This is a genomic window from Vibrio sp. Y42_MX_L11 (assembly GCF_024181785.1).
Taxonomy (GTDB): domain Bacteria; phylum Pseudomonadota; class Gammaproteobacteria; order Enterobacterales; family Vibrionaceae; genus Vibrio; species Vibrio diabolicus.
Map to the genome: position 1 here is coordinate 348,031 of NZ_JAMZAP010000002.1, position 23,632 is coordinate 371,662.

Genomic DNA, 23,632 nt, shown 5'->3' on the forward strand with positions numbered 1-23,632 from the left:
GTTTGAAAATAAAGCGATTTTTTGCCAAAGACATGAGAACGGCGCTGCTCCAAGTGAAAGAGGAGTTAGGCGCGGAAGCGGTGATCATGTCAAACAAGAAAGTGGCTGGTGGGGTGGCGATTGTTGCGGCGATAGATAGTGAATCTAACCCGTCTCAAGCAAGCGCAGCGTCACAACAAAATCGCGGTGCTTCTCAATCGAATCGCTATAACGAACATCGTCAAATGTCATCGTCTTCTGCTGATCGTTATCAAGATCGTCATTTAGATGAAGATAAAATTAGCCTGAACAGTAATAACAGTAACAACGAAAAAACAGGCTCGATGACGCAGCGATTCGCTAACATGCTTAAGCAATATAGTGGTGGTGCAGCAGATGCTGACGATCATGTAGCGGAAAATGAAGATTCGCTCTCTGCTTTATTGCAACGCCAGAATAAGCATCGCGACGGCTACAACCAAGAAAAGCCAGCGCCATATCAACCAGATTCACCTTTGGCGAAGTTAATCGCACAAGATAATCGATTTGAGCGTCCAACGCCGAAGTTGGATCCGACACGCTATGATCGCCGCCGTCCAAGTGATGAGCGAGAAGAGTCTGCCGATGAGCTGGAGAGTATGCGCGAAGAGATGACGTCAATTCGTCGTCTTTTAGAGCATCAAGTCTCTGGCCTGATGTGGCAGGAAGTGGAACGTCGAGAGCCGCTCAGAGCAATGCTGATTAAGCGCTTAGAGCGTATGGGCGTTTCTCCGGAGTTAGCAGACCAAATGGCGTGCTATATCCCGGAAGATACAAAACCAGCGCGAGCGTGGAAAGCGTTGTTGTCGCTGGTGGCGGATCAAATCAATATTCCTAAACAGGACATTTTAAAACGTGGTGGTGTGGTTGCACTGTTAGGTCCGACGGGGGTGGGAAAAACAACCACCGTTGCGAAGCTCGCAGCACGTGCCGCCATGGAATACGGTGCCGACAATGTGGCCCTTGTGACAACAGATACATATCGCATAGGTGCACATGAGCAGCTCTCAATTTACGGAAGAATCATGGGTTGTCCCGTAAGAGTTGCTAAAGATTCTAACGAGTTAGCCGATGTTATATATCAGCTAAGAAACAGAAGACTGATTTTGGTCGATACGGCAGGGATGGGGCAACGAGATGTCAGGCTTTCTGAGCAGCTCGATACTCTAATGCAAGAGAGCGGAGAAGTGATTCACAGCTACCTTGTTTTGCCAGCTACCGCACAACGTCGCGTTCTACAAGAAACGCTGGATCACTTCCGACGCATACCACTTTCGGGTTGTATTATGACGAAGCTTGATGAGTCATTAAGTCTAGGCGAATTCATCAGTGTAGTGATTCAAAACGCAATGCCAGTGGCTTACATCGCTAATGGTCAGCGCGTGCCAGAAGACATTGTGATAGCGCAACCAAAATATATGCTTGCGAAAGCAAATGAACTGTTAGAGAAGTCGACAGAGAACGAACCTCACTTTTGGAACAGTGACAGTGAAGGACTCTAAGGCGGCGGGCTACTATGACTGAGAATATGATACACGATCAAGCAAGCGGCCTCCGTCGCTTAACACAACCATCGTTGACCAAAGTGATTGCTGTTACTGGCGGCAAAGGTGGTGTGGGGAAATCAAACGTAACACTGGGTCTGGCGATTTGTATGGCTCGCCAAGGCAAGAAGGTGATGGTTCTCGACGCTGATTTAGGTCTGGCCAATGTGGACGTGATGCTCGGAATTCGTGCAAAACGTAATCTAGGACATGTCTTAGCGGGTGAATGTGAGCTAAAAGATGCGATTGTCGAAGGGCCTTATGGTATAAAGATAATCCCTGCAACTTCTGGCACACAGAGCATGACTGAGCTTTCTCACGCTCAACATGCTGGACTCATTCGAGCATTTGGTAGTCTTGAAGACGAAATGGACGTCCTGCTGATAGATACCGCCGCAGGCATTTCTGACATGGTAATCAGTTTTTCGCGAGCAGCTCAAGATGTCGTTGTGGTTGTGTGTGATGAACCAACTTCAATCACAGATGCATATGCGTTAATTAAGCTGTTAAGTAAAGAACACCAGGTCCAACGCTTTAAAGTTGTAGCAAATATGGTCAGAAGCTACCGTGAAGGGCGAGAATTGTTTGCAAAGTTGACGCTAGTCACAGAGCGATTCTTGAATGTCAGCCTTGAACTCGTAGCATGTATTCCATTAGATGATAAAGTACGACAGGCTGTAAAAAGACAAAAAATTGTCGTTGATGCGTTCCCTCGCTCACCTGCCGCTTTAGCTATTAGCTCACTAGCAAACAAAGCGTTAACGTGGCCACTACCGAAAACACCAAGTGGACACTTGGAATTTTTTGTGGAAAGGTTGCTAAATCGTACCGAATTCGCAGAGGACCCTTTTGGTGAATAAAGCGATAACCTATGACCAACATGGCAAGTTTAATAGCCAGCAAGCGTTTATAGAGCGCTACTCAGTGTTGGTTAAGCGCATTGCTCACCACCTATTAGGCCGTTTACCGCCGAGTGTTCAGGTAGAGGATTTAATTCAGGCCGGCATGATCGGTCTTATCGAAGCTCAGCAGAATTATGATGGTTCTAAAGGTGCGAGCTTTGAAACTTATGCAGGTATCCGTATTCGCGGTGCAATGTTAGATGACATGCGCAAAGGCGATTGGGTACCGCGTTCTGTTCATAAAAATAATCGAGAGATTAACCAAGCGATTGCGGAACTGGAAGGCGAATTAAATCGAGATCCTACTGATTCTGAAGTAGCCACGCATCTCGGTATGACACTGGATCAATATCATAGTGCTCTGACCGATATCAACTGCTCAAAATTAGTCGGTATTGAGGATTTAGGCGTTTCTGATGATGTGATTTCACCTGCAGATGAAACTGATGACAGTAACCCGTTCAAAGGGGTTGCCGATGAATCATTTCGAAAAGCACTGGTTGAATCAATAAAACAGCTTCCAGAGCGTGAAGCTTTGGTACTTTCGCTTTATTATGATGAAGAACTCAATTTGAAAGAAATTGGCGATGTGTTAGGCGTAAGCGAATCTCGCGTAAGTCAAATACTGAGTCAAGCGATGCAACGTTTGCGCACCAAGCTCAGTGCGTGGACACAAAATGACTAAAAACACTGATTTTACGATTCAGTGGAGGCAATTTTGAATAAAAACATGAAGATCCTTATTGTTGATGATTTCTCAACAATGCGCCGTATTGTTAAAAACCTGCTTCGTGACTTGGGTTTCAATAACACTCAAGAAGCGGACGATGGTTTAACCGCATTACCAATGCTGAAAAAAGGTGACTTCGATTTTGTTGTAACTGACTGGAACATGCCAGGTATGCAAGGCATCGATTTGCTTAAACACATCCGCGCGGATGCAGAACTTAAGCATTTGCCAGTTCTAATGATCACGGCTGAAGCGAAGCGTGAGCAGATCATTGAAGCTGCTCAAGCAGGCGTAAACGGCTACATTGTTAAGCCATTTACTGCTGCAACATTAAAAGAAAAATTAGATAAAATTTTCGAGCGTTTATAACTCTCTCTTTTTCTCTTTGTTATTCGAGTCATTCATACCAATTATTAAATACCTATTAAATGACTCGTTTAGCGTTTTTAAAGTGATAAGAAGAACTAAACGTAAAAGGGTCTATTCAGAATGATCTCACTAGAGCAGGCGAAGTCACTCGTTCAAATGCTAGAAAACGGGGAACAAGACCAAGCCAATATGCTTGTTGCCTCGATCTACGAAGGTGCCGAGAATCCAATGCTGCAAGAAATTGGAGCCTTAACTCGAGACCTTCACGAATCACTCAAGCAGTTCAGTCTCGATCAGCGCATGACCGAAATTGCGAAAGACGAAATCCCTAACGCAAGGGATCGTCTTAATTATGTGATCGAGAAGACAGAGCTAGCAGCCAACAAAACGATGGATGCAGTCGACTGCTGCCTTCCTATCGCTGACAACCTGCATGATTGCCTTCAGAAAGTTCGTCCTCAATGGAATGAACTCATGCACGGGCGCATCGAATTAAGCGAATTCAAAGCACTTTGTCACCGAATCGACGAGCTATTAGTTCAAGTCGAAGGTGACAGCACTGAGTTGCGTGGTCAATTGACCGAAATTCTCATGGCGCAAGACTTCCAAGACCTAACTGGCCAAATTATTCGCCGCGTAATTACGTTGGTAAATGAAGTAGAAGGCCGCTTAGTGGAAATCCTAACCGTATTCTCTGGAAATAAACCTGAAGAACACATTCAAGTTTTGTCAGAACCGGCAGATAAAAAGAATACACAAACAAGCGAAGCCGAAGGCCCGATTCTTCATCCAGAACTGAGAGAAGATGCGGTTTCATCGCAGGACGAAGTCGATGACTTGTTGTCCAGTCTTGGATTTTAAAGGTAACGTATGAGCTACGATTTAGACGAAGATATTCTTCAGGACTTTCTCATTGAGGCTGGGGAAATTCTCGAACTGCTTTCTGAGCAGTTGGTTGAATTGGAAAATAACCCAGAAGACAAAGACTTACTTAATGCAATTTTCCGCGGGTTTCACACCGTAAAAGGCGGTGCTGGCTTCCTGTCTTTGGCAGAGCTAGTCGATACTTGTCATGGTGCGGAGAACGTGTTCGACGTTTTACGAAACGGCCAACGCACGGTCACGCAAAACTTAATGGATACGATGCTAAAAGCGTTGGATACGGTCAATACCCAGTTCCAAGCTGTTCAAGATCGTGAGCCATTGGAAGCTGCGGATCCTGCCCTTCTTGAAGAACTTCATCGTCTATGTAAACCTGAATCAGAAGATGAAGTCGCTGCAACCGTGGTTGAAGAACCAGTGGTTACTCCTGAACCTGTCATTCCTGAGCCTGTTATTGAAGAACCTGCCGCGCCAGCGTCAAGTGTCGGCTCTGTTGATGAAATTACCCAAGACGAATTCGAAAAGCTGCTGGATGAGCTTCATGGTAAAGGCTCAGCTCCAGGCGCTTCAGAACCTGCGACACCAACAACGCCATCAGAGCCCCCTCAATCAAGTGCGCCATCTGTTGAAAGTGGCGATATCACTGACGATGAATTTGAGCGTCTACTTGACGAACTTCACGGCGTTGGCAAAAGTCCATCAGCGGCAGAGGCTGCAGCATCTGCACCAGCAGAACCTCCTAAAGCGGCAGAACCAGCTGCGCCAGTTGCATCGTCAGAAAATCAAGATAGTGACTTAATGACGGACGAAGAGTTCGAAAAGTTACTCGATGAGCTACATGGTGCGGGCAAAGGTCCTACGCTAGAAGAACTGGATATGGCAACGAAGCCGGCATCAGCAAACGTAGAGGAAAGCCCTGCGAAACCTGAGCCTGCGGTTAAGCCAGCACCAGCAGCTCCAACTCCGGCTCCAGCACCAAAACCAGAATCTAAACCTGTCGCGGTGAAAGAAGAGGCGAAAGCGCCAGCGGTTAAAAAGCCTCAGGCCGAGGCAACCGTTCGTGTCGATACCTCGACGCTTGATACCATCATGAACATGGTAGGTGAGCTTGTATTGGTCCGAAACCGTCTATTAAGCCTTGGTTTGAACAGCGACAATGAAGAAATGTCCAAAGCGGTCGCCAACCTTGATGTCGTAACGGCGGATCTGCAAGGCGCGGTAATGAAAACGCGTATGCAGCCAATCAAGAAAGTATTTGGCCGTTTCCCACGCGTTGTCCGTGACTTGGCGCGCAACCTAAATAAAGACATTGTGTTGGAAATGCGCGGTGAAGAAACCGATCTCGATAAAAACCTTGTAGAAGCATTGGCTGATCCATTGATTCACTTGGTTCGTAACTCGGTTGACCACGGTATTGAAATGCCAGACGACCGCGCGAAAGCAGGTAAATCACGCACAGGTAAAGTGATTTTGTCTGCATCACAAGAAGGGGATCACATTGAGCTATCCATCGTAGATGATGGCGGCGGTATGGACCCGAACAAACTGCGTGGTATCGCGGTTAAGCGCGGTATGATGGACGAAGATGCGGCGGGCCGTTTAACAGACAAAGAGTGCTTCAACCTTATCTTTGCGCCAGGTTTCTCAAGTAAAGATAAAATTTCTGACATCTCTGGCCGTGGCGTTGGCATGGATGTGGTTAAGACGGCGATCAACACCTTAAATGGTTCAATCGATATCGATTCTGAGCTAGGTAAAGGCACTAAGATCACCATCAAAGTACCACTGACGCTTGCGATCCTACCAACACTGATGGTTGGTGTTGGCGGTCATCCGTTTGCGCTGCCACTGGCATCTGTGAGCGAAATTTTCCACTTGGATCTGAGTCGGACAAACGTGGTAGATGGTCAGTTGACGATCATTGTGCGTGAAAAATCTATCCCGCTATTTTACTTACAGAACTGGTTAGCATCCAAATCACAAAACGTCGAAGAGCGTACTGGTCACGGTCATGTGGTTATTGTACAGATCGGTAACCAGCGCGTTGGTTTTGTTGTGGATACGCTTATTGGTCAAGAAGAAGTGGTTATTAAGCCACTCGATAATCTATTGCAAGGCACTCCGGGCATGGCTGGTGCAACAATCACTAGCGATGGCCATATTGCATTAATTCTAGATGTGCCTGATTTACTTAAGCGATATGCTGCGGCTTCACGCCTTTAAGCAAAGCTGACGTTATTAAAAGGAATAAGATGGCGATTAAAGTACTAGTCGTTGATGATTCGAGTTTTTTTCGACGTCGCGTGAGCGAAATCATCAACTCAGAATCGCGCCTAGAAGTGATTGACGTTGCGGTAAATGGCAGAGAGGCGGTTGAGAAAGCCAAATCTCTTAAACCGGACGTCATCACGATGGATATTGAAATGCCAGTGATGGATGGCATTACCGCTGTACGTGAAATTATGGCAGCGGCTCCAACGCCAATCCTAATGTTTTCGTCCCTGACTCATGACGGGGCGAAAGCCACGCTTGATGCGCTAGATGCGGGCGCATTGGATTTCTTACCGAAAAAGTTTGAAGACATCGCACGTAACCGCGAAGAAGCGGTGTCACTGCTTCAGCAACGAGTTATTCAGATTGCTTCGAAGCGCGCTTTTATGCGTCGACCAATCACTCGCGCTGCTGCGAGTACCAGTGCGGCAGCTCGTCCACTAGGCTCAAGAACGGCTTCGCCAGCGACTCCAGCTCCTGCTCGACCGACTGCGGCAAAGTTCCGAGCCTCCGGTAAGAAGTATCAACTGACCGCAATTGGCACGTCTACTGGTGGTCCGGTTGCTTTGCAAAAAATTCTGACGCGTTTACCGATGAACTACCCGCATCCGATCGTATTGATCCAACATATGCCAGCAACCTTTACTGCTGCATTTGCCAGCCGTTTGAATACCTTGTGTAAGATTCAAGTGAAAGAAGCCCAAGACGGCGATGTCTTACAGCCTGGTGTGGCATACCTTGCTCCAGGTGGTAAGCAAATGATGGTGGATGGTCGAGCGGGGGCTGCTCGTCTTCGTATCATTGATGGCGGCGACCGCATGAACTACAAACCATGTGTGGATGTGACTTTTGGTTCTGCAGCCAAAGTGTACGGTGACAAAGTGCTCTCTTTAGTACTGACTGGCATGGGTGCAGACGGTCGTGAAGGTGCTCGTATGTTGAAGTCTGCAGGCTCAACTATTTGGGCTCAAGATGAAGAAAGTTGTGTTGTTTATGGTATGCCCCAAGCTGTTGCTAAAGCAGGCATTTCTTCAGAAGATTTACCGCTTGACCGCATTGCAGAACGCATGTTGGTGGAAGTTGGCCTAGCGTAGGATTCATCATGATTGTTTGGAGTGTAGCTAACCAGAAAGGTGGCGTGGGTAAAACCACCTCAACAGTGACATTAGCGGGTTTGCTGAGTCAAAAAGGTCATCGCGTACTGATGGTCGATACTGACCCTCACGCATCACTGACTACCTATCTTGGTTATGATCCTGACGCAGTAACTTCGAGCCTGTTTGATTTATTCCAGTTGAAGACATTCTCTCGTGAAACGGTGAGGCCGTTAATCCTAGAGACAAAACTGGAAGGGATGGATATCATTCCCGCGCATATGTCCCTTGCGACGCTTGATCGTGTCATGGGGAATCGCAGTGGGATGGGGCTGATCTTAAAACGAGCTCTACAAGCGGTCTCACAAGACTATGATTATGTGTTGATTGACTGCCCGCCAATTCTTGGTGTGATGATGGTGAACGCACTGGCCGCCAGTGACCGAATTTTGATTCCCGTTCAAACCGAGTTTTTGGCGATGAAAGGCTTGGAACGCATGATGCGCACGTTAACCATTATGCAAAAGTCTCGTCCGGGTGGTTTCAAAGTGACTATCGTTCCAACGATGTATGACAAGCGCACCAAAGCGTCTTTGCAGACATTGATGCAACTGAAGAAAGATTACCCAAATCAAGTATGGACCTCTGCGGTGCCGATTGATACCAAGTTCCGTGATGCTAGTTTAAAGCATTTGCCAGCATCACATTTTGCATCTGGTAGTCGTGGTGTGTTTGCGTATAAACAGTTACTGATTTACCTGGAGAGGTTAGCGTTCGATGAGCAGTAACGACGTGCTTTCCAGTGAACAAGCGCTTGATGACTACTTTAATGCGCTACTGGGTGATGAGGCTGAAGCAACGACTCTTGAGGAAGAGCTTGACTTGCTGGCTCAAGAAATATCATCTGCAGAGCCAGAGCCAGAGCCAGAGCCAGAGCCAGAGCCAGAGCCAGAGCCAGAGCCAGAGCCAGAATTGCAGTTTCAATACTCGGAGCCGGAAACTTACCAGTTTCAAGAAGCGTACCCGCCAGAATTGGAAGCCCCAAATCTGGAAGATGTGCAAAGGTTATTAAGTCAGCTTGAAGCAAGCAACCCTGTAGCCGAGTTAGATATTGATAGTATTCTTGAACAAAATACGATTGATATTGCAGCAGAAATAAAAGCGGCTGAGCCAGACGTACAAACCGTTAGTGAGGCGCCCGAGTTACAAACAGTTGAAGAGATACAAGACTGGGTGATTGATGCGCCAGTTTTTGAGGAAACTCAGCCAGAACTGGTTGAACCTCAATCGGTGATTGAGCATGATGTCAATATAGAATCGAACGTTGATACCGAGCTCGAGACACAAACAGGTTCCGAAATACCAACTGACTGGGAAAGCACGAAGCGAAGTGAAGATTTTCAAGTGCTTTACTTTGATGTGAATGATGTCACGTTTGCCGTACCGCTTGATGAGTTAGGTGGTATTCATCGCATCAGCGAGCTTAACCATTTGATAGGAAAGCCCGCCTGGTATTTGGGGCTACAAACAAATCGTGAGCAACAGTTTGATGTCGTCGATACCGCGAAATGGGTGATGGCAGATAAGCTTCGCGATGACAGTTACAAAGATAATTACCAATACGTTGTCATGCTTGGAGAGAGCATGTGGGGGCTGGCCAGTAACCAACTAATGGGGACGGAAACGCTCAATATCGACAAGGTTCGCTGGCGTGAACAGGCGGGTAAGCGCCCTTGGCTAGCGGGCATGGTAAAAGAAAAAATGTGCGCCTTAATTCATGTCCAGGCGCTCATTGACATGCTAAACGCCGGTTTAGATGTCAAATCACTGAATTAGATTTAAGTCGGGAACGACATTAACGAGGATTAACTATGTCTCAAGCTTTTGAAGTAGAAGTGAAGAAAGATGCATCGAATGACGAAGTTCTTCAGTGGGTGACGTTCCAGCTAGAAGAAGAAACGTACGGCATCAACGTAATGCAAGTTCGTGAAGTACTTCGTTATACTGAAATTGCACCCGTTCCAGGTGCGCCAGATTATGTTCTGGGTATCATCAACCTGCGTGGTAACGTGGTTACTGTTATCGACACGCGTTCACGTTTCGGCCTGATGGAAGGCGAAGTTACAGATAATACTCGTATTATTGTGATCGAGTCAGAGCGTCAAGTGATTGGTATTTTGGTAGATAGTGTGGCAGAAGTGGTTTACCTACGTTCTTCTGAAATTGACACGACGCCTTCTGTTGGTACTGATGAAAGCGCGAAGTTCATCCAAGGTGTGAGCAACCGTGACGGCAAACTTCTTATCCTTGTGGATTTGAACAAGCTCCTAACGGATGACGAATGGGACGAGATGGCTCACCTATAATGGGCTGAATAATGATGGCTGAAGAGACTCTTTTATCTGTTCCATTCCTTGCGGGTGGCGTCGCTTTTATCGTGTTGGTGTTGGTTGTTTTGCAACTGCGCATTCGCTCGGGGTTGCAAAAGCAAGTAGACCAGCAACGAGCACAGTCTCGACATGTAGATAAAGAAGTACAAAAGTTGAGTAAGCAGTTACTCGAAGTGCGTTCGGTTGTCGTTGGTCTTGGACAAAAAGTAACGGAACAACAAGACATTATTCAGCACCTAAACGAGAGAATTCGTGAACTCGAACACGCTGATACTGATGGTCGCTTGTACAGTCGAGCTTCTAAAATGGTACAGCTTGGTGCAGATATCAATGAGCTCATTGAAGAGTGTGAACTGCCAAAAGCTGAAGCGGAATTGATGCTTTCACTACAGAAAAAACTGGCGGGAAAAGAGAAAATTCCACCACTAAGCGGTCAGCCATCAGATGATGCAGAATACCCGGCGCGTGGACGTCGTCGACGTTAAAGGTTTTAAAACGATAAAAAGAGGCGATAAGCCTCTTTTTTTGTATTCGGTTACTAATTATCTTTTTGCAATACAGCCCTAGATTACCTTAAGCTATTTTCCTTCTTAGCACTCGCTCCCCAAGTTAAAATGAGAGCTTATAACTACTTATAGTTAATTTTATTAAAGTGTGACGATTAATTAACAAAAATACATGAACTTACATACATCCCAGCCCTCTTATCCTGTTTTGTCATAACTAAGCTGTGCTAATATAGCGCTTCGTTCATTTTTTAGTTGAAGCTCTATGTTAGAAGTATCTAACCTGACAGCGATCCGTGATGAGAGGGTCCTGTTTGAAAACCTGCAGTTTGAAATTAAGCCTGGTGAATTGGTCCAGATAGAAGGGCGCAATGGTACTGGCAAAACTACGTTACTACGTATTGTGACAGGTTTAGGTGATAGAGAAGAAGGCATCATTAAGTGGAAAGGAGAAGAGGTTGAAAAATCTCGTGATGTTTTCCATCAAGATCTGCTGTTCTTAGGGCATCAAACTGGAGTGAAACGAGAGCTTACCGCACTAGAAAACTTACGTTTTTACCAATCTATTCAAAATAACCGCTCTTCTGACGAAGAAATCTTCACTGCTTTAACTCAAGTTGGTTTAGCTGGTCGAGAAGATGTGCCTGTAGCACAGCTTTCCGCAGGTCAGCAACGACGAGTGGCACTAGCAAGGTTATGGCTCAGTAAGCAAATTTTATGGATTTTAGATGAACCGTTGACCGCCATCGATAAGCAAGGCGTCAAAGTGCTTGAATCTTTGTTCGCAAGTCACGCTGATAATGGCGGTATTGTCGTGTTGACGACGCATCAAGATATGTTTTCGGACAGCCCGAAACTTAGAAAAATAAAGTTGGGTGATTGATATGATTCCATCTATGACCACCATCATTCGCCGCGAGCTATTGATAGCATTTCGCCGTCAGGCAGACATTCTGAACCCGCTTTGGTTCTTTATTATTGTTATTACTCTGTTTCCTCTTAGTATCGGGCCTGAACCAAATTTGTTAGCACGTATTGCAGCGGGCATTGTTTGGGTTGCCGCATTGCTATCCGCCTTATTATCATTAGAGCGTCTATTTCGTGATGATTTTCAAGACGGTGCATTGGAACAAATGATGCTAATGCCGATTCCATTGCAACTTGTAGTGGTTTCAAAGGTCATAGCACATTGGTTGTTAACAGGGTTACCTCTGATCCTAATTAGCCCATTATTGGCGGTTTTACTTTCGCTCGATTTCAATACTTGGCTATCTGTTGTACTAACCTTGATGATCGGTACACCGACACTAAGTTTTATTGGAGCTATTGGTGTGGCTTTGACGGTTGGGTTGCAAAAGGGTGGCGTTCTTTTGAGTTTGCTTATTCTTCCGCTCTACATCCCAATTTTGATTTTCGCAACATCAGCAATTGATGCCGCCGCGCTTGGTATGGCGTATAACGGTCAACTAGCAATTTTAGGTGCGATGCTAATGGGAGCGATGACGTTAACGCCTTTTGCCATTAGTGCCGCATTGAGAGTTAGTGTTAACTAACTCAATAAAGTGCCAATGAAGCGGCGCTTGATCAAAGAATTATTATTAAAGCACTGCTACGGTCTCAACCCTTTAGACAGTGTCCCTGAAGTAAGAGTGAGAACAAAACATGTGGAAATGGCTACATCCTTATGCCAAGCCAGAAACCGCTTACCGTTTGAGTGGTAAGTTTCTGCCTTGGTTTTCTGTATTGGCCCTCGTATGCTTATCGGTTGGTACGGTTTGGGGGCTTGCATTTGCGCCTTCAGATTACCAACAAGGTGACAGTTTCCGAATCATCTACATTCACGTCCCATCAGCTATTTGGTCTATGGGCGTTTACATGTCGATGGCGATTGCGGCATTTATTGGCTTAGTATGGCAAGTACGTCTATCTGATATGGCGGCACTTGCGATGGCGCCGATAGGTGCGGTATTTACCTTTATTGCTCTACTTACTGGTGCCGTTTGGGGTAAGCCAATGTGGGGCACTTGGTGGGTATGGGACGCCCGTCTTACTTCAGAATTGATTCTTCTATTTCTCTACCTTGGTGTTATTGCGCTTTATCACGCGTTTGACGATCAAAAAACCGCCGCAAAAGCTGCTGGTATTTTAGCGATCGTAGGCGTAGTAAACCTACCTATCATTCACTTTTCCGTGGAATGGTGGAACACGCTTCATCAAGGTGCGACGATCACGAAATTTGAACAACCTTCTATTTCATCCGACATGCTTTGGCCGTTATTGCTGAACATCTTTGGCTTTGCGTTCTTCTTTGGTGCCGTGACGATGGTACGTTTTCGTAACGAAATCATCAGTAAAGAAAGTCACCGCCCTTGGGTGCGCAAACTCGCAACAGAACAAACTCAGTGAGGTAATTGATTATGCATTTTGAATCTCTGAGCGACTTTTTTGCCATGGGTGGCTACGCATCATACGTATGGAGTGCGTTTGGTATTACTTTCTTATCCATGCTGATTCTTCTGATCACTAGCCTTCGCCGCGGTGATGCATTATTGAAAGAAGTGAAAGCAAAAATTGACCGACAAGCTCGTATCGACGCAGCGAAGAACATGGAGAACACCTTATGAACCCGAGACGTAAAAAGAGGCTAGGTATCGTACTAGCGATCTTTATCGGTATTAGTGCCACCATTGGTTTGATACTTTATGCGCTTAACCAAAATATGGACCTTTTCTACACTCCAACGGAATTGGTTAATGGTAAGCCAGATGGCACCAAGCCAGAAGTAGGCCAGCGTCTACGTATCGGTGGTATGGTGGTTGTGGGCTCGGTTCGTCGAGATCCTAATTCTTTGAAAGTGAGTTTTGACCTGCACGATGTCGGTCCGAAAGTGACGATTACCTATGACGGTATTCTGCCTGACTTGTTCCGTGAAGGGCAGGGTATTGTGGCTCAAGGTGTACTGAAAGATGCCACGACGGTTGAGGCATTTGAGGTCCTAGCGAAGCACGATGAAGAATACATGCCACCAGAAATTGCAGAAGCGATGAAGAAAACGCATGAACCGCTTCAATACAGCACCGAACAGAAACAAGGAAGCGGCCAATGATTGCTGAAATCGGTCACTTTGCTCTCATTCTTTCGCTTGCAATGGCAGTGCTGCTGAGCGTATTGCCATTGTGGGGAGCATCGAATAATAACACCATGCTCATGAACACAGCGCGACCGCTATCTTGGTCTATGTTCCTGATGCTGTTGTTCTCTTTCGCCATTTTATGTTGGGGATTTTATACCAACGACTTCACGTTACAGTATGTAGCGAGCAACTCGAATAGTCAGCTTCCTTGGTACTACCGTTTAACCGCAGTATGGGGTGCACACGAAGGTTCACTGTTGCTATGGGTTTTAATCCAAGCTGCTTGGACTGTCGCTGTAGCGACATTCAGTCGTGGTATGCCGCAAGAGTCGGTTGCACGTGTACTTGCCGTAATGGGCATGATCTCAGTGGGTTTCCTACTGTTTATCATCTTAACGTCAAACCCATTCTTGCGTACGTTGCCTTTCTTCCCGGTTGACGGGCGTGACTTGAACCCTCTGCTTCAAGACCCTGGTTTGATTGTTCACCCGCCAATGCTTTACATGGGCTACGTTGGTTTCTCGGTTGCCTTCTCCTTTGCGATCGCATCCCTAATGACCGGACGCCTTGATACGGCTTGGGCCCGTTGGTCTCGTCCTTGGACAACCGCTGCATGGGTATTTTTAACACTCGGTATCGCACTAGGCTCTTGGTGGGCTTACTACGAACTTGGCTGGGGTGGCTGGTGGTTCTGGGATCCAGTAGAAAACGCATCATTCATGCCTTGGTTAGCGGGTACCGCATTAATGCACTCTCTTGCAGTGACAGAAAAACGCGGCACATTTAAAGCGTGGACGGTACTATTGGCAATCTCTGCATTTTCGTTGAGTTTGTTGGGCACATTCTTAGTCCGTTCCGGTATTTTAGTATCGGTGCACGCGTTCGCGTCTGACCCGTCGCGCGGTATGTTTATTCTAGGTTTCTTAGTTTTCGTTATCGGTGGTTCTTTACTGCTGTTTGCCGTGAAAGGGGCGGCAGTGCGTGTACGAGGTAACTTCGACTTAGTCTCTCGTGAAAACGCGCTCCTAGCCAATAACGTATTACTTATCGCAGCACTTGTTGTGGTGTTAGTGGGGACATTATTGCCGCTCGTACATAAGCAGCTTGGTTTGGGGTCGGTTTCTATCGGTGCGCCATTCTTCGACATGCTGTTTGCGTGGTTGATGATGCCATTTGCTTTCCTACTTGGTATTGGTCCACTTATCCGTTGGAAGCGAGACAATTTATCTAAACTTGTGAAACCAATGCTCGTTTCAGGTGTGCTTGCTTTTGCTTTGGCCGCGGTATGCGTATACCTGTTTGCCGACTTCTTCTCAACCATGGCTTACATTGGCTGGGTAATGGCGATTTGGATTATTGCAATGCATGGCTTTGAACTATATGAGCGTGCAACGCACCGTCATAGCTTTAGTGAAGGCGTTCGCAAGCTGCAGCGTAGCCATTGGGCGATGATGTTGGGTCATGTTGGTCTGGCGGTATCTGTTATCGGTATTGCGATGGTACAGAACTACAGCATTGAGCGTGATGTACGTTTAGCACCTGGCGAACACTTCCAAATTCAAGGTTATGATTTCTACTTCTCAGGCCTGCGTGATAAAGATGGTCCAAACTACGATGGCTACATCGCGGATTTTGAGATCACACATGATGGCAAATACGTGAATACGCTTCACGCTGAGAAGCGCTTCTACCGTACGGCTAAGTCTATGATGACCGAAGCTGCCATTGACCGTGGAATTAGTCGTGACTTATACATTGCAATGGGTGAACGTTTAGACGACAACCGATCTTGGGCTGTTCGTATTTACTATAAACCGTTCGTTCGTTGGATTTGGGCTGGCTCTTTGATTATGGCGTTAGGCGGTGCATTAGCGATTTCAGATAAGCGTTATCGCTTCCGTAAATCTTCAAAGAAAAACGCGAAGTCAAAAGAGCAGGAGGCATAACATGAATAAGAAAATCTTATTTATTCCGCTCGTCGCTTTCATGATTTTGGCGGGCATTTTCGCAACCCAGTTAATGCGCAACCAAGAGGGCGATGATCCAACGAAATTGGAGTCGGTTTTGGTTGGTAAGCCAGTTCCTGAGTTTCACTTAGAAGACTTAGCTGAACCTGGAAAACAATACGACCAGTCAATTTTTAAAGGTGAGCCGTTGCTCTTGAACGTTTGGGCAACGTGGTGTCCAACGTGTTATGCAGAGCATAAATACCTAAACGAATTGGCGGGTAAGGGCGTTAAGATCATCGGTATGAATTACAAAGATGATCGTAACAAAGCGGTAGGCTGGTTGAATGATCTCGGCAACCCGTACTTAATTAGCCTATTTGATGGTAGCGGTATGCTTGGTCTTGACCTTGGCGTTTATGGTGCACCAGAAACATTCATTATTGATGCAAATGGTGTGATTCGCTATCGCCATGTGGGGGATGTAAACCCACGTAATTGGTCAGAAACACTGGAGCCGCTTTACAACAAATTGGTTGAGGAGGCGAAGCAATGAGAAAGCTAATTCTTGCCGTTTTTGCTGCGATGACATTATCTCTTGCTGCTCATGCGGCCATTGAAGTGTACGAGTTTGATAATTTGGAACAAGAACAGCAGTTCAAAGAGTTAAGCCATACGCTCCGTTGCCCTAAATGTCAGAACAACACGATCTCGGATTCTAACGCTGAACTTGCTCAGGACTTACGCCATAAGGTGTACGAAATGACCAAAGAAGGTAAGTCCAAAGATGAGATTGTTGATTACATGATCGCCCGCTACGGTAACTTCGTGACTTACAACCCACCATTTACGGTCGCGACTGCGATCTTGTGGCTAGGGCCACTCGCTGTAGTATTGGGTGGTTTTGGTTTGATTGTACTGCGTAGCCGTAAATCTAAAGTTAAGGCAAAAGCGAGCAGTGACGAGCAATGGGATGAGCAAAAAGAGGCTCGTTTAAAAGCATTGCTTGAAGAAGAGAACAACGGAGATAAGAAGTAATGACACTATTTTGGATTTCCACCGTTGCTCTTACGCTTATTGCTTGTGCGCTGGTGGCTTTGCCGCTGCTTAAACAAAAAGCGAACAATGATGATGTGTTACGCGATGAGCTCAACAAGGCTTTCTATAAAGACCGTTTATCTGAGCTTGCAGAAGAAACCGACGAAGGTCTGGTTGAAAGTGAAGACGAACTGATTTCTGATCTAAAGCAGTCTCTCCTTGACGATATTCCTGGTGATAAAGCGCAAAAAGAAACCAAGGTTTCACCAATCGCGGTTTTAGTCCCATCGGTAATTCTGACGGTGGCGTTGAGCTATGGCTTGTATTACAAATTTGGCGCGTCAGAAGATATTGTTCAGTGGCAAGAAGTGTCTGCAAATCTACCTGAGTTATCGAAAAAGCTGATGTCGGCTTCTTCTGAGCCGTTGAGTGACGAAGAAATGGCGGATTTGACCCTTGCCCTTCGAACTCGCTTACATTACCAGCCGGAAGACTCGACAGGTTGGTTACTGCTAGGTCGTATTGCGTTAGCAAATCGTGATGTCACGACTGCTATCGATGCGATGGAAAAGTCATATCGCCTAGAGCCCAAAGATCCTGATGTGATGTTGGGTTATGCACAAGCTCTGATGCTGTCTCAAGAGGAAATGGATCAAGCGACGGCTCGCTCATTACTCGGCAAGCTGATGCAGCAAGACTATGTCGATCTGCGAGTGTTTTCTTTGTTAGCGTTCGATGCGTTTGAGCGTCAAGACTTCCCGGCAGCGATCAAGTACTGGGGAATCATGCAGCAAATGATTGGTCCAGAAGATAGCCGCTACGAGATGTTGTCACGCAGTATTGAGAGTGCTCGTAAGCAAATGGGCGAAGCGGTTTCACCGGATAAGAGTGTTGCTGTGACAATTAATGTGGCACCAAATGCTCAGTTGGATCCAAACGCAGTTCTGATTGTGTCAGTACATCGTGCAGATGGCTCACCAATGCCTGTTGCGGCAGCTCGCTATCCGCTGGGTACTTTCCCTCGTACAGTCGTATTAGATGATGGTAATGCCATGATGCAGGGGCAAAAACTATCTTCACTCGACAAGTTAATCGTCCGTGTGCGTGTGGACTCTGACGGTAACGTAGCAACGCGTGACCAAGATTGGCACGGAGAGAGTGACGTCGTTGAATTTGGCACGCCGGTTGAAGTGACCATTGACCAGCAATATTAATCGTTAGCGTCTGTCTCTGAAATATGACAACGGGGTAGAGTCTGTTGCCTTTAGTGGTATGACTCTAAACGATCGAGTAGAATACCGAAGGCCAGCGACTGCTGGCCTTTATTTATTCCCATATCTGAGTCATCTTTACTACGTATACTGCTCAACATACGTACAACTTTTCATTGGGTGACTTAGGTACATTAATAGTCGTTATGGAAAATAAAATGTATAACAAGGGTAAATCTACCTTCTTGTTACTGCTTGCAGTTGGACTGGTTGGCTGTTCAAGTGCGCCTGATGAAGCAGTAACAGGACAAGAAACAAATCAAACGACTTCTGATGTGTATGACCCGTTGGAAGGCTTTAACCGAACCATGTGGGAAATCAACTACGAATATTTAGATCCGTATTTGGTTCGTCCTGTATCACTTGCGTATGTGGAATACACGCCAGTTCCTATTCGTTCCGGTATTGCTAACTTCTTGTCGAACTTAGATGAGCCAGCCAGCATGGTTAATAACTTAGTCATGGGTAACGGTACGAAAGCCGTGGACCACTTTAACCGTTTTTGGATTAACTCGACGTTTGGTATTTTCGGTTTATTCGATATTGCAAGTGCCGCGGGTATTACGAAATACGACGAGAAAGCGTTCAGTGATGCAGCAGGTCATTATGGTGTTGGAAATGGCCCTTACTTCATGATTCCAGGTTATGGCCCGTATACCTTACGTGAAGTGACAGATACCGTAGATAGTACGTATTTACCCCTCTCTTACCTCAACTTCTGGGCGAGTTTGGGCAAGTGGGCGTTTGAAGGCATGGAGAAGCGTGCTTTATTAGTACCGCAAGAAGCACAGTTAGACTCGTCGCCGGATCCATATATTCTTACTCGCGATGTTTATATTCAGCGTCAAAACTTTAAAGCAGAAGTTGAAACCGTTGAAGAAGTTAACATCGAAGAAGAAGAGTATTTAGACGAATACCTAGAAGACTTTTAAGCGCTGTTCTTTACAATATACAAATAAAAAAGGCTTAGCTGATGCTAAGCCTTTTTTGTATTTTTGCTGTTTGGTTAGAAACGGTAGTTTGCTTGAACACCGATTAGCCAAACATTACCCGTAGTTTCGCCTACGAATTGGCCGCCGACTTGTTCCGCAGCGTCGTCTGACTTATAACCACGAGACTCAACGATTGGCGCGTCTTTCGCGAAAATATAGGTGAAGCCAGCGTCTAGGCTGAAGTCTTTCGTCCAATCGTACGTTGCGCCAATACTTAGCCAAGTACGGTCAGTTTCTGGGATAGTGATCGTACGGTTTTTGTCGCTTACCGCTGAAGTATCGTACGCAATACCAGTACGTAGCGCTAGCTTAGGATCAAGCTGGTAAGTGGCACCAACAGCAAAGCGGTAGTTATCTTCCCAGTTTTCTACTTTAACCATATGCGTGCCAGCGGTATCTAGACGTGCTTCCAATTTCTCGAAAGAGCTCCAATCCGTCCAGTTAAAGCTTGCGTGTAACGCAAGTTGGTCTGTTACTTGGTGGAAGCTTGCCAACTCAGCCGTTGCAGGCAGGTTTAGGTACATGTAGCCGTTGTCACGTAGTTGTGAAAGCTTAGTACCGAAGCCAAAACCTAGACCTTCAGCATGGCCTTCAAGCTTCAGTTCAACTTCAGATTTGTACGCGAAGCCGATACGGTTATTTTCATTGATCTGCCATGCAGTACCAACTTGCCAGCCCCAAGCGGTATCGTCACCTTCCATGTATTTTAGAGCGGTACCTTGAGGAACACTGATAGGATCGCCAGTGACAGGGTGCTTTCCTACAACGTTATTCTTAGGAGCTGCTGCGCCAAAGCTGCCTTCGCCGATGATGTAACGGATACCACCACCAACGCTGATTGATTCATTGACTTTGTAAGCTGCGTTTAAGTTCGCTTCCATTGTCGTTACGCTTGCTTCGTTACCGAAGTGTGATGCACCAAAGCCTTTACCTAAATCGGTTTCCATACCGTAGTTGGTGCCAAATGCCAAACCAATCGCGAATTTCTCATTGTATTGGTGTGATAGGTAGAAGTTTGGAATGATTGCATCATGTGCGAAATCATCTGAAGATGCAGAAGAAGTACTACCGTGGAAGTTTACATCACCTTCAATATCAATATTTGGGTTCACATAGATTGCACCAACGGACACTTGAGTGCCTTCCAAATAAGTTAGCATTGCTGGGTTACGCCATTGTGCACTTGCGTTGTCAGCCATTGCTGCTTCACCAGCATATGCTCGACCTAGGCCTGTTGCAGAATATTCAGCAAGTTGGAAACCTGCTGCGTTAGCCATGCCCGTTGTGCCAAGTAGGCTTAATGCCACTGCTGTTGATAGAAGAGTCTTGTTGGTTTTCATTCGAATGTTCGCTGATTTGTTTATAACGTGGGACGAAAGTTTAAAGGTAGAGTTTTTACTTTAGAAATGAAAATCCAGCACAAGCAGTCATTTGGAATATTATGCTTTCAAGTGTTGTTTGGGTGGTTTAATAATCTAACTGTGAAGGGCTTGTAAATGGAATTCAGCGAACAGCTGTGCGTCCTAATTGTGAGATTTAGATACACGTGTTCACTCAAATTGAGTGGGCAATAAATCGCAGATATGAAAAAAGGCTGGAAATCCAGCCTTTTATATAAAGTATTTTTCTACTAACTAACAGCGAAGCGCTTAGAAGCTACGGCTGTATTGTAAGCCGAATAGAATTGCGTCAGCATGAGTTGTTGCTGTTACACCGGTAGAAAGACCAGGAGCTAATTGAGTATTCTCATTAACTTTTACATCTTCACCTAACAAGTATGTGAAGCCAAAATCGATGTTTGAGCTATTATCAATATGGTAAGAGAAACCTGTTGAGAACCACTGGCGATCTGAATCTGGTACCGAGATAGACGTTACTTTATCTTGAGCGCTTGTGTCGTACATGTAACCAGCACGAAGTGTCCAGTTGTTGTTTAGGTAGTAAGTACCACCAATTGCGTAGTGCCAGCCATCTTGCCATTGATAGTCTTTCGAGTAACCACCTTTAAGTAAACCCTGATTTAGGTTCTCAAAATCAATTTGGTCGAAATCTTTCCAACCGATGTATTGGATGCTGTAGTGTACAGCAAACTTAGTGTCTTGGATTTTGTGGAAACCAGAAAACTCGGCCATATCTGGTAGAGGTAGCGTGATTTCCTGACCTTTGTCGTCTTTTGCTGTAAATTCAGGGCTGTAACGATACGCTAGACCAAAACGGTTGTTTTCATCTAGTTCGTACACAGTACCAACGTTGAAACCAACAGCCCAACCATCAGCTTTATCTACGTCCAGAATTTTTTGACCGCCAACCCGTGGGACTGAAGAGCTAGTTGTACGCTTCATTGTGCCTTGGCCGTAGATTAAATCTAAACCAGCACCAAAGCTCCATTGTTCGTTTAAACGGTAAGAACCCGCAAAGCCAAAGTTGAAGCTTTTTACATCCGTAAGACCACCGTACTCGGTTGCGGTATAGTTATCTGAAAATTCAGTTTTAGTGCCGAAATTAGAGTATGCGTTTACGCCCCATGCAAACTTGTCATTTACTGGAACGATTAGGTGAATGTTTGGAGCTATTGACGTATCACCCACATCATCAGTGTCAGCAACATTTACAGTACTAGAACCCAAAGGAGTATTAACGTTATATTTCGCATCTTTCACTTCAATCATTGAAGTAATGCTTTCGAAACCTAGCGAAAGCTCCATTTTATCAAATAGAGCCATTGCTGCTGGGTTACGAGCCATTACCGCGGCGTTATCTGCGATTACTGCATCACCAGCAAATGCACGGCCGATGCCAGTTGCTGATTGAGCGTTGATTTGGAAACCCGCTGCCATCGATTGACCTGAGGCAAAAGCTACCGTTACTGCTAGGAGAGTCTTTTTAAACAGACGCGTGTTCTGAGTCATTTGTTTTTCCTTATTAGATTCGTCTCTTTGGACGATAAATTGAGCTTTTGCTCAGTGGCGCAGATAGTAGTATCAATAGTTGCTTGGACAAATCCGACCATTGGATAAAATTGAATAAAAATTGCAGAAATGATGTCTAAAAGACGGGAAATTGCACTTAAAATGCATAATTTAGAGTTTAAGCTCTAAATGCTATAGCAAGGGTGAATGTTTTGTGTTCTATTTATACAAAAATGCCGCTAAATAAGATCATTTAGCGGCATTTAACCTTTTGAAGGCTGGAAATCGTCGAAGTTATTACATCGGTTTAATCATTGATGCAAGAGTCGTAGCGATAGCATCAATATTTTCACCTTCTTCTCCGACTAAAATCAAGCTTGAACTCCCGACGGGCTGAACGATTCCGGTCATGCCATCCTTATTAAAGTCGGTACTTTGTTCGCTAGGAATACCAGTAATAAATAACGTTACTTTACCTTTTGGACCTTGGAATACCATATGCACCGCATTGGATTCGCCAAAACCGCAGTGGTTTAGGTAGTAAACGTGATATGGAAAGCTTTCACTAAACTGGTAGTGAAATGGCGACATTTTCGCATTAATTTGCGAGCTCGGTACATCCTCATCAAGATGACGAACAAAAGGTTCTTCATGAATAACGTGTTTCATCGCGGTATCAGCTAAACTGGCTTGTGCTGGAGAAACCAAAACATTTCCCCAGTTTACTTGACCAACTAATAATCCTGCGGTGAACGCAATAGAAGCGGCAAGTGCCATTGCTTTGCGCACAAAGTTTGGTCTGACGACCTTCTCTTCATCAAGTGCACTCGACGTCTGACTAAATAAAATCTTATCAGCGAGATCTTCAGGTACATCCACATTCATGGCTTGTTTAATTTTTACGTCGAGATCCAAAACGTCATCAACAAACTTATTGTTGGTGTCGCTACCAGCTAAAGCTTGCAGAATCTCTTCATCCTTTTGTTTTGGATCCGACAAAATACGACGACGAAATTCTAAATCATCCATTCTTTTGTCCTCTCTTAGTATCTTGAGAATCCAACATCTCTTTGAGTTGATTACGAGCGCGAAATAATCGAGTCATCACTGTATTTTTATTTAAATCAAGAATGTCGCCAATCTCTTCTCCGCTGAAACCACCGACAACTTGGAGAAATAAAGGCTCGCGGTATTCAACATCGAGTTTCATGATCTGCGCTTGCAGCCATTCTTGCTGATGATGTGGGTCATCGCTGACTTTAGCATCATTGCCGTAATCATCGATATCAACTAAATCAAATTGTTTACGTTCGAAGCGGCGCGCATTTTCTCGTCTCAATATGGTGATGAGCCAAGACTTGGCTGCTTTTTCATCCTGGAGACTATCGAGTGACTTCCAAGCTCTAAGACAGGTTTCCTGAACTAGATCTTCCGCTATCGCTTTATCTTTGCACAACCAGTATGCGTAGCGATATAAGTCACGATGGTATCCTCGGACGAGCGCTTCGTATTTTCTTTGCTTGTCCATATCAGAGTTGACCGGACTGTTGGAATTTTTCTTTCCAAACATTTTTAATATGGCCACAGGAGCCTCCATCCTCGCTCTGTGAGTTTCTTATTTGTTCTGAGCATGACTT

The 23,632-nt window shown here is 45.5% G+C and carries 25 protein-coding genes; 21 read left to right on the top strand and 4 right to left on the bottom strand.

The features are described from left to right. Positions 1 to 2: 2 nt before the first annotated feature. From flhF to NL643_RS03560, 21 genes are all read left to right on the top strand, one after another. Positions 3 to 1,520, top strand: a complete 1,518-nt coding sequence (gene flhF, locus NL643_RS03460; RefSeq protein ID WP_012841533.1) for a flagellar biosynthesis protein FlhF — start codon at positions 3 to 5, stop codon at positions 1,518 to 1,520. Between the two features lie 14 nt (positions 1,521 to 1,534). Next, positions 1,535 to 2,422, top strand: a complete 888-nt coding sequence (locus NL643_RS03465; protein ID WP_005380498.1) for a MinD/ParA family protein — start codon at positions 1,535 to 1,537, stop codon at positions 2,420 to 2,422. After that, on the top strand, positions 2,415 to 3,149 hold the full coding sequence (locus NL643_RS03470; RefSeq protein WP_048625854.1) for an RNA polymerase sigma factor FliA: 735 nt from the start codon (positions 2,415 to 2,417) through the stop codon (positions 3,147 to 3,149). Before NL643_RS03465 ends, NL643_RS03470 begins: the two co-directional genes overlap by 8 nt. A 45-nt stretch (positions 3,150 to 3,194) precedes the next feature. Beyond that, positions 3,195 to 3,563, top strand: a complete 369-nt coding sequence (gene cheY, locus NL643_RS03475) for a chemotaxis response regulator CheY (RefSeq protein WP_017635949.1) — start codon at positions 3,195 to 3,197, stop codon at positions 3,561 to 3,563. Positions 3,564 to 3,683: 120 nt separating this feature from the next. After that, on the top strand, positions 3,684 to 4,424 hold the full coding sequence (locus NL643_RS03480) for a protein phosphatase CheZ (RefSeq protein WP_006741709.1): 741 nt from the start codon (positions 3,684 to 3,686) through the stop codon (positions 4,422 to 4,424). A gap of 9 nt (positions 4,425 to 4,433) precedes the next feature. Next, positions 4,434 to 6,668 (top strand): chemotaxis protein CheA, encoded by a 2,235-nt coding sequence (locus NL643_RS03485; protein WP_253643906.1) that lies wholly within the window; start codon positions 4,434 to 4,436, stop codon positions 6,666 to 6,668. Positions 6,669 to 6,697: 29 nt separating this feature from the next. Beyond that, the gene (locus tag NL643_RS03490; RefSeq protein WP_253643907.1) at positions 6,698 to 7,810 is read left to right on the top strand and encodes a chemotaxis response regulator protein-glutamate methylesterase; all 1,113 of its coding nucleotides are present in this window, start codon (positions 6,698 to 6,700) and stop codon (positions 7,808 to 7,810) included. Between the two features lie 8 nt (positions 7,811 to 7,818). Then, positions 7,819 to 8,598 (top strand): ParA family protein, encoded by a 780-nt coding sequence (locus NL643_RS03495; RefSeq protein WP_006741712.1) that lies wholly within the window; start codon positions 7,819 to 7,821, stop codon positions 8,596 to 8,598. Further along, complete coding sequence (locus tag NL643_RS03500) at positions 8,588 to 9,646, top strand: chemotaxis protein CheW (protein WP_253643908.1); 1,059 nt, start codon at positions 8,588 to 8,590, stop codon at positions 9,644 to 9,646. The genes NL643_RS03495 and NL643_RS03500 overlap by 11 nt, the downstream gene beginning before the upstream one ends. A 35-nt stretch (positions 9,647 to 9,681) precedes the next feature. Then, positions 9,682 to 10,176, top strand: a complete 495-nt coding sequence (locus NL643_RS03505; protein WP_005380507.1) for a chemotaxis protein CheW — start codon at positions 9,682 to 9,684, stop codon at positions 10,174 to 10,176. A gap of 14 nt (positions 10,177 to 10,190) precedes the next feature. Further along, positions 10,191 to 10,685 (top strand): DUF2802 domain-containing protein, encoded by a 495-nt coding sequence (locus NL643_RS03510; RefSeq protein WP_041853027.1) that lies wholly within the window; start codon positions 10,191 to 10,193, stop codon positions 10,683 to 10,685. A gap of 286 nt (positions 10,686 to 10,971) precedes the next feature. Next, on the top strand, positions 10,972 to 11,589 hold the full coding sequence (gene ccmA / locus NL643_RS03515; protein WP_012841536.1) for a cytochrome c biogenesis heme-transporting ATPase CcmA: 618 nt from the start codon (positions 10,972 to 10,974) through the stop codon (positions 11,587 to 11,589). A gap of 1 nt (position 11,590) precedes the next feature. After that, on the top strand, positions 11,591 to 12,259 hold the full coding sequence (gene ccmB / locus NL643_RS03520) for a heme exporter protein CcmB (RefSeq protein ID WP_006741714.1): 669 nt from the start codon (positions 11,591 to 11,593) through the stop codon (positions 12,257 to 12,259). Between the two features lie 109 nt (positions 12,260 to 12,368). Continuing rightward, positions 12,369 to 13,112 (top strand): heme ABC transporter permease, encoded by a 744-nt coding sequence (locus tag NL643_RS03525; RefSeq protein WP_005394301.1) that lies wholly within the window; start codon positions 12,369 to 12,371, stop codon positions 13,110 to 13,112. Positions 13,113 to 13,123: 11 nt separating this feature from the next. Then, positions 13,124 to 13,330: a heme exporter protein CcmD gene (gene ccmD, locus NL643_RS03530; RefSeq protein WP_005380515.1), complete on the top strand. Its 207-nt coding sequence runs from the start codon at positions 13,124 to 13,126 to the stop codon at positions 13,328 to 13,330. Beyond that, positions 13,327 to 13,812, top strand: a complete 486-nt coding sequence (gene ccmE / locus NL643_RS03535) for a cytochrome c maturation protein CcmE (protein WP_005380516.1) — start codon at positions 13,327 to 13,329, stop codon at positions 13,810 to 13,812. The genes ccmD and ccmE overlap by 4 nt, the downstream gene beginning before the upstream one ends. Next, positions 13,809 to 15,785, top strand: a complete 1,977-nt coding sequence (locus NL643_RS03540; RefSeq protein WP_005394299.1) for a heme lyase CcmF/NrfE family subunit — start codon at positions 13,809 to 13,811, stop codon at positions 15,783 to 15,785. The genes ccmE and NL643_RS03540 overlap by 4 nt, the downstream gene beginning before the upstream one ends. A 1-nt stretch (position 15,786) precedes the next feature. Next, positions 15,787 to 16,341, top strand: a complete 555-nt coding sequence (locus tag NL643_RS03545) for a DsbE family thiol:disulfide interchange protein (RefSeq protein WP_012841537.1) — start codon at positions 15,787 to 15,789, stop codon at positions 16,339 to 16,341. Next, entirely contained in the window at positions 16,338 to 16,823 is a 486-nt protein-coding gene (locus NL643_RS03550; protein ID WP_005380519.1) for a cytochrome c-type biogenesis protein, read from the top strand. The genes NL643_RS03545 and NL643_RS03550 overlap by 4 nt, the downstream gene beginning before the upstream one ends. Beyond that, complete coding sequence (ccmI, locus tag NL643_RS03555; RefSeq protein ID WP_253643909.1) at positions 16,823 to 18,037, top strand: c-type cytochrome biogenesis protein CcmI; 1,215 nt, start codon at positions 16,823 to 16,825, stop codon at positions 18,035 to 18,037. Before NL643_RS03550 ends, ccmI begins: the two co-directional genes overlap by 1 nt. A gap of 215 nt (positions 18,038 to 18,252) precedes the next feature. Beyond that, positions 18,253 to 19,026, top strand: a complete 774-nt coding sequence (locus NL643_RS03560) for a VacJ family lipoprotein (RefSeq protein WP_253643910.1) — start codon at positions 18,253 to 18,255, stop codon at positions 19,024 to 19,026. A 74-nt stretch (positions 19,027 to 19,100) separates the two neighbouring features. On the opposite strand, the gene NL643_RS03565 is transcribed toward NL643_RS03560, so the two are convergent. From NL643_RS03565 to NL643_RS03580, 4 genes are all read right to left on the bottom strand, one after another. Then, positions 19,101 to 20,426, bottom strand: coding sequence for an outer membrane protein transport protein (locus NL643_RS03565; protein WP_193447005.1), 1,326 nt, complete (start codon positions 20,424 to 20,426; stop codon positions 19,101 to 19,103). A gap of 309 nt (positions 20,427 to 20,735) precedes the next feature. Further along, entirely contained in the window at positions 20,736 to 21,995 is a 1,260-nt protein-coding gene (locus tag NL643_RS03570; RefSeq protein WP_006741718.1) for an outer membrane protein transport protein, read from the bottom strand. A gap of 297 nt (positions 21,996 to 22,292) precedes the next feature. Next, positions 22,293 to 23,024, bottom strand: a complete 732-nt coding sequence (locus tag NL643_RS03575) for a DUF3379 domain-containing protein (protein WP_139060708.1) — start codon at positions 23,022 to 23,024, stop codon at positions 22,293 to 22,295. Further along, complete coding sequence (locus NL643_RS03580; RefSeq protein WP_029836529.1) at positions 23,017 to 23,592, bottom strand: sigma-70 family RNA polymerase sigma factor; 576 nt, start codon at positions 23,590 to 23,592, stop codon at positions 23,017 to 23,019. Before NL643_RS03580 ends, NL643_RS03575 begins: the two co-directional genes overlap by 8 nt. Positions 23,593 to 23,632: the final 40 nt, after the last annotated feature.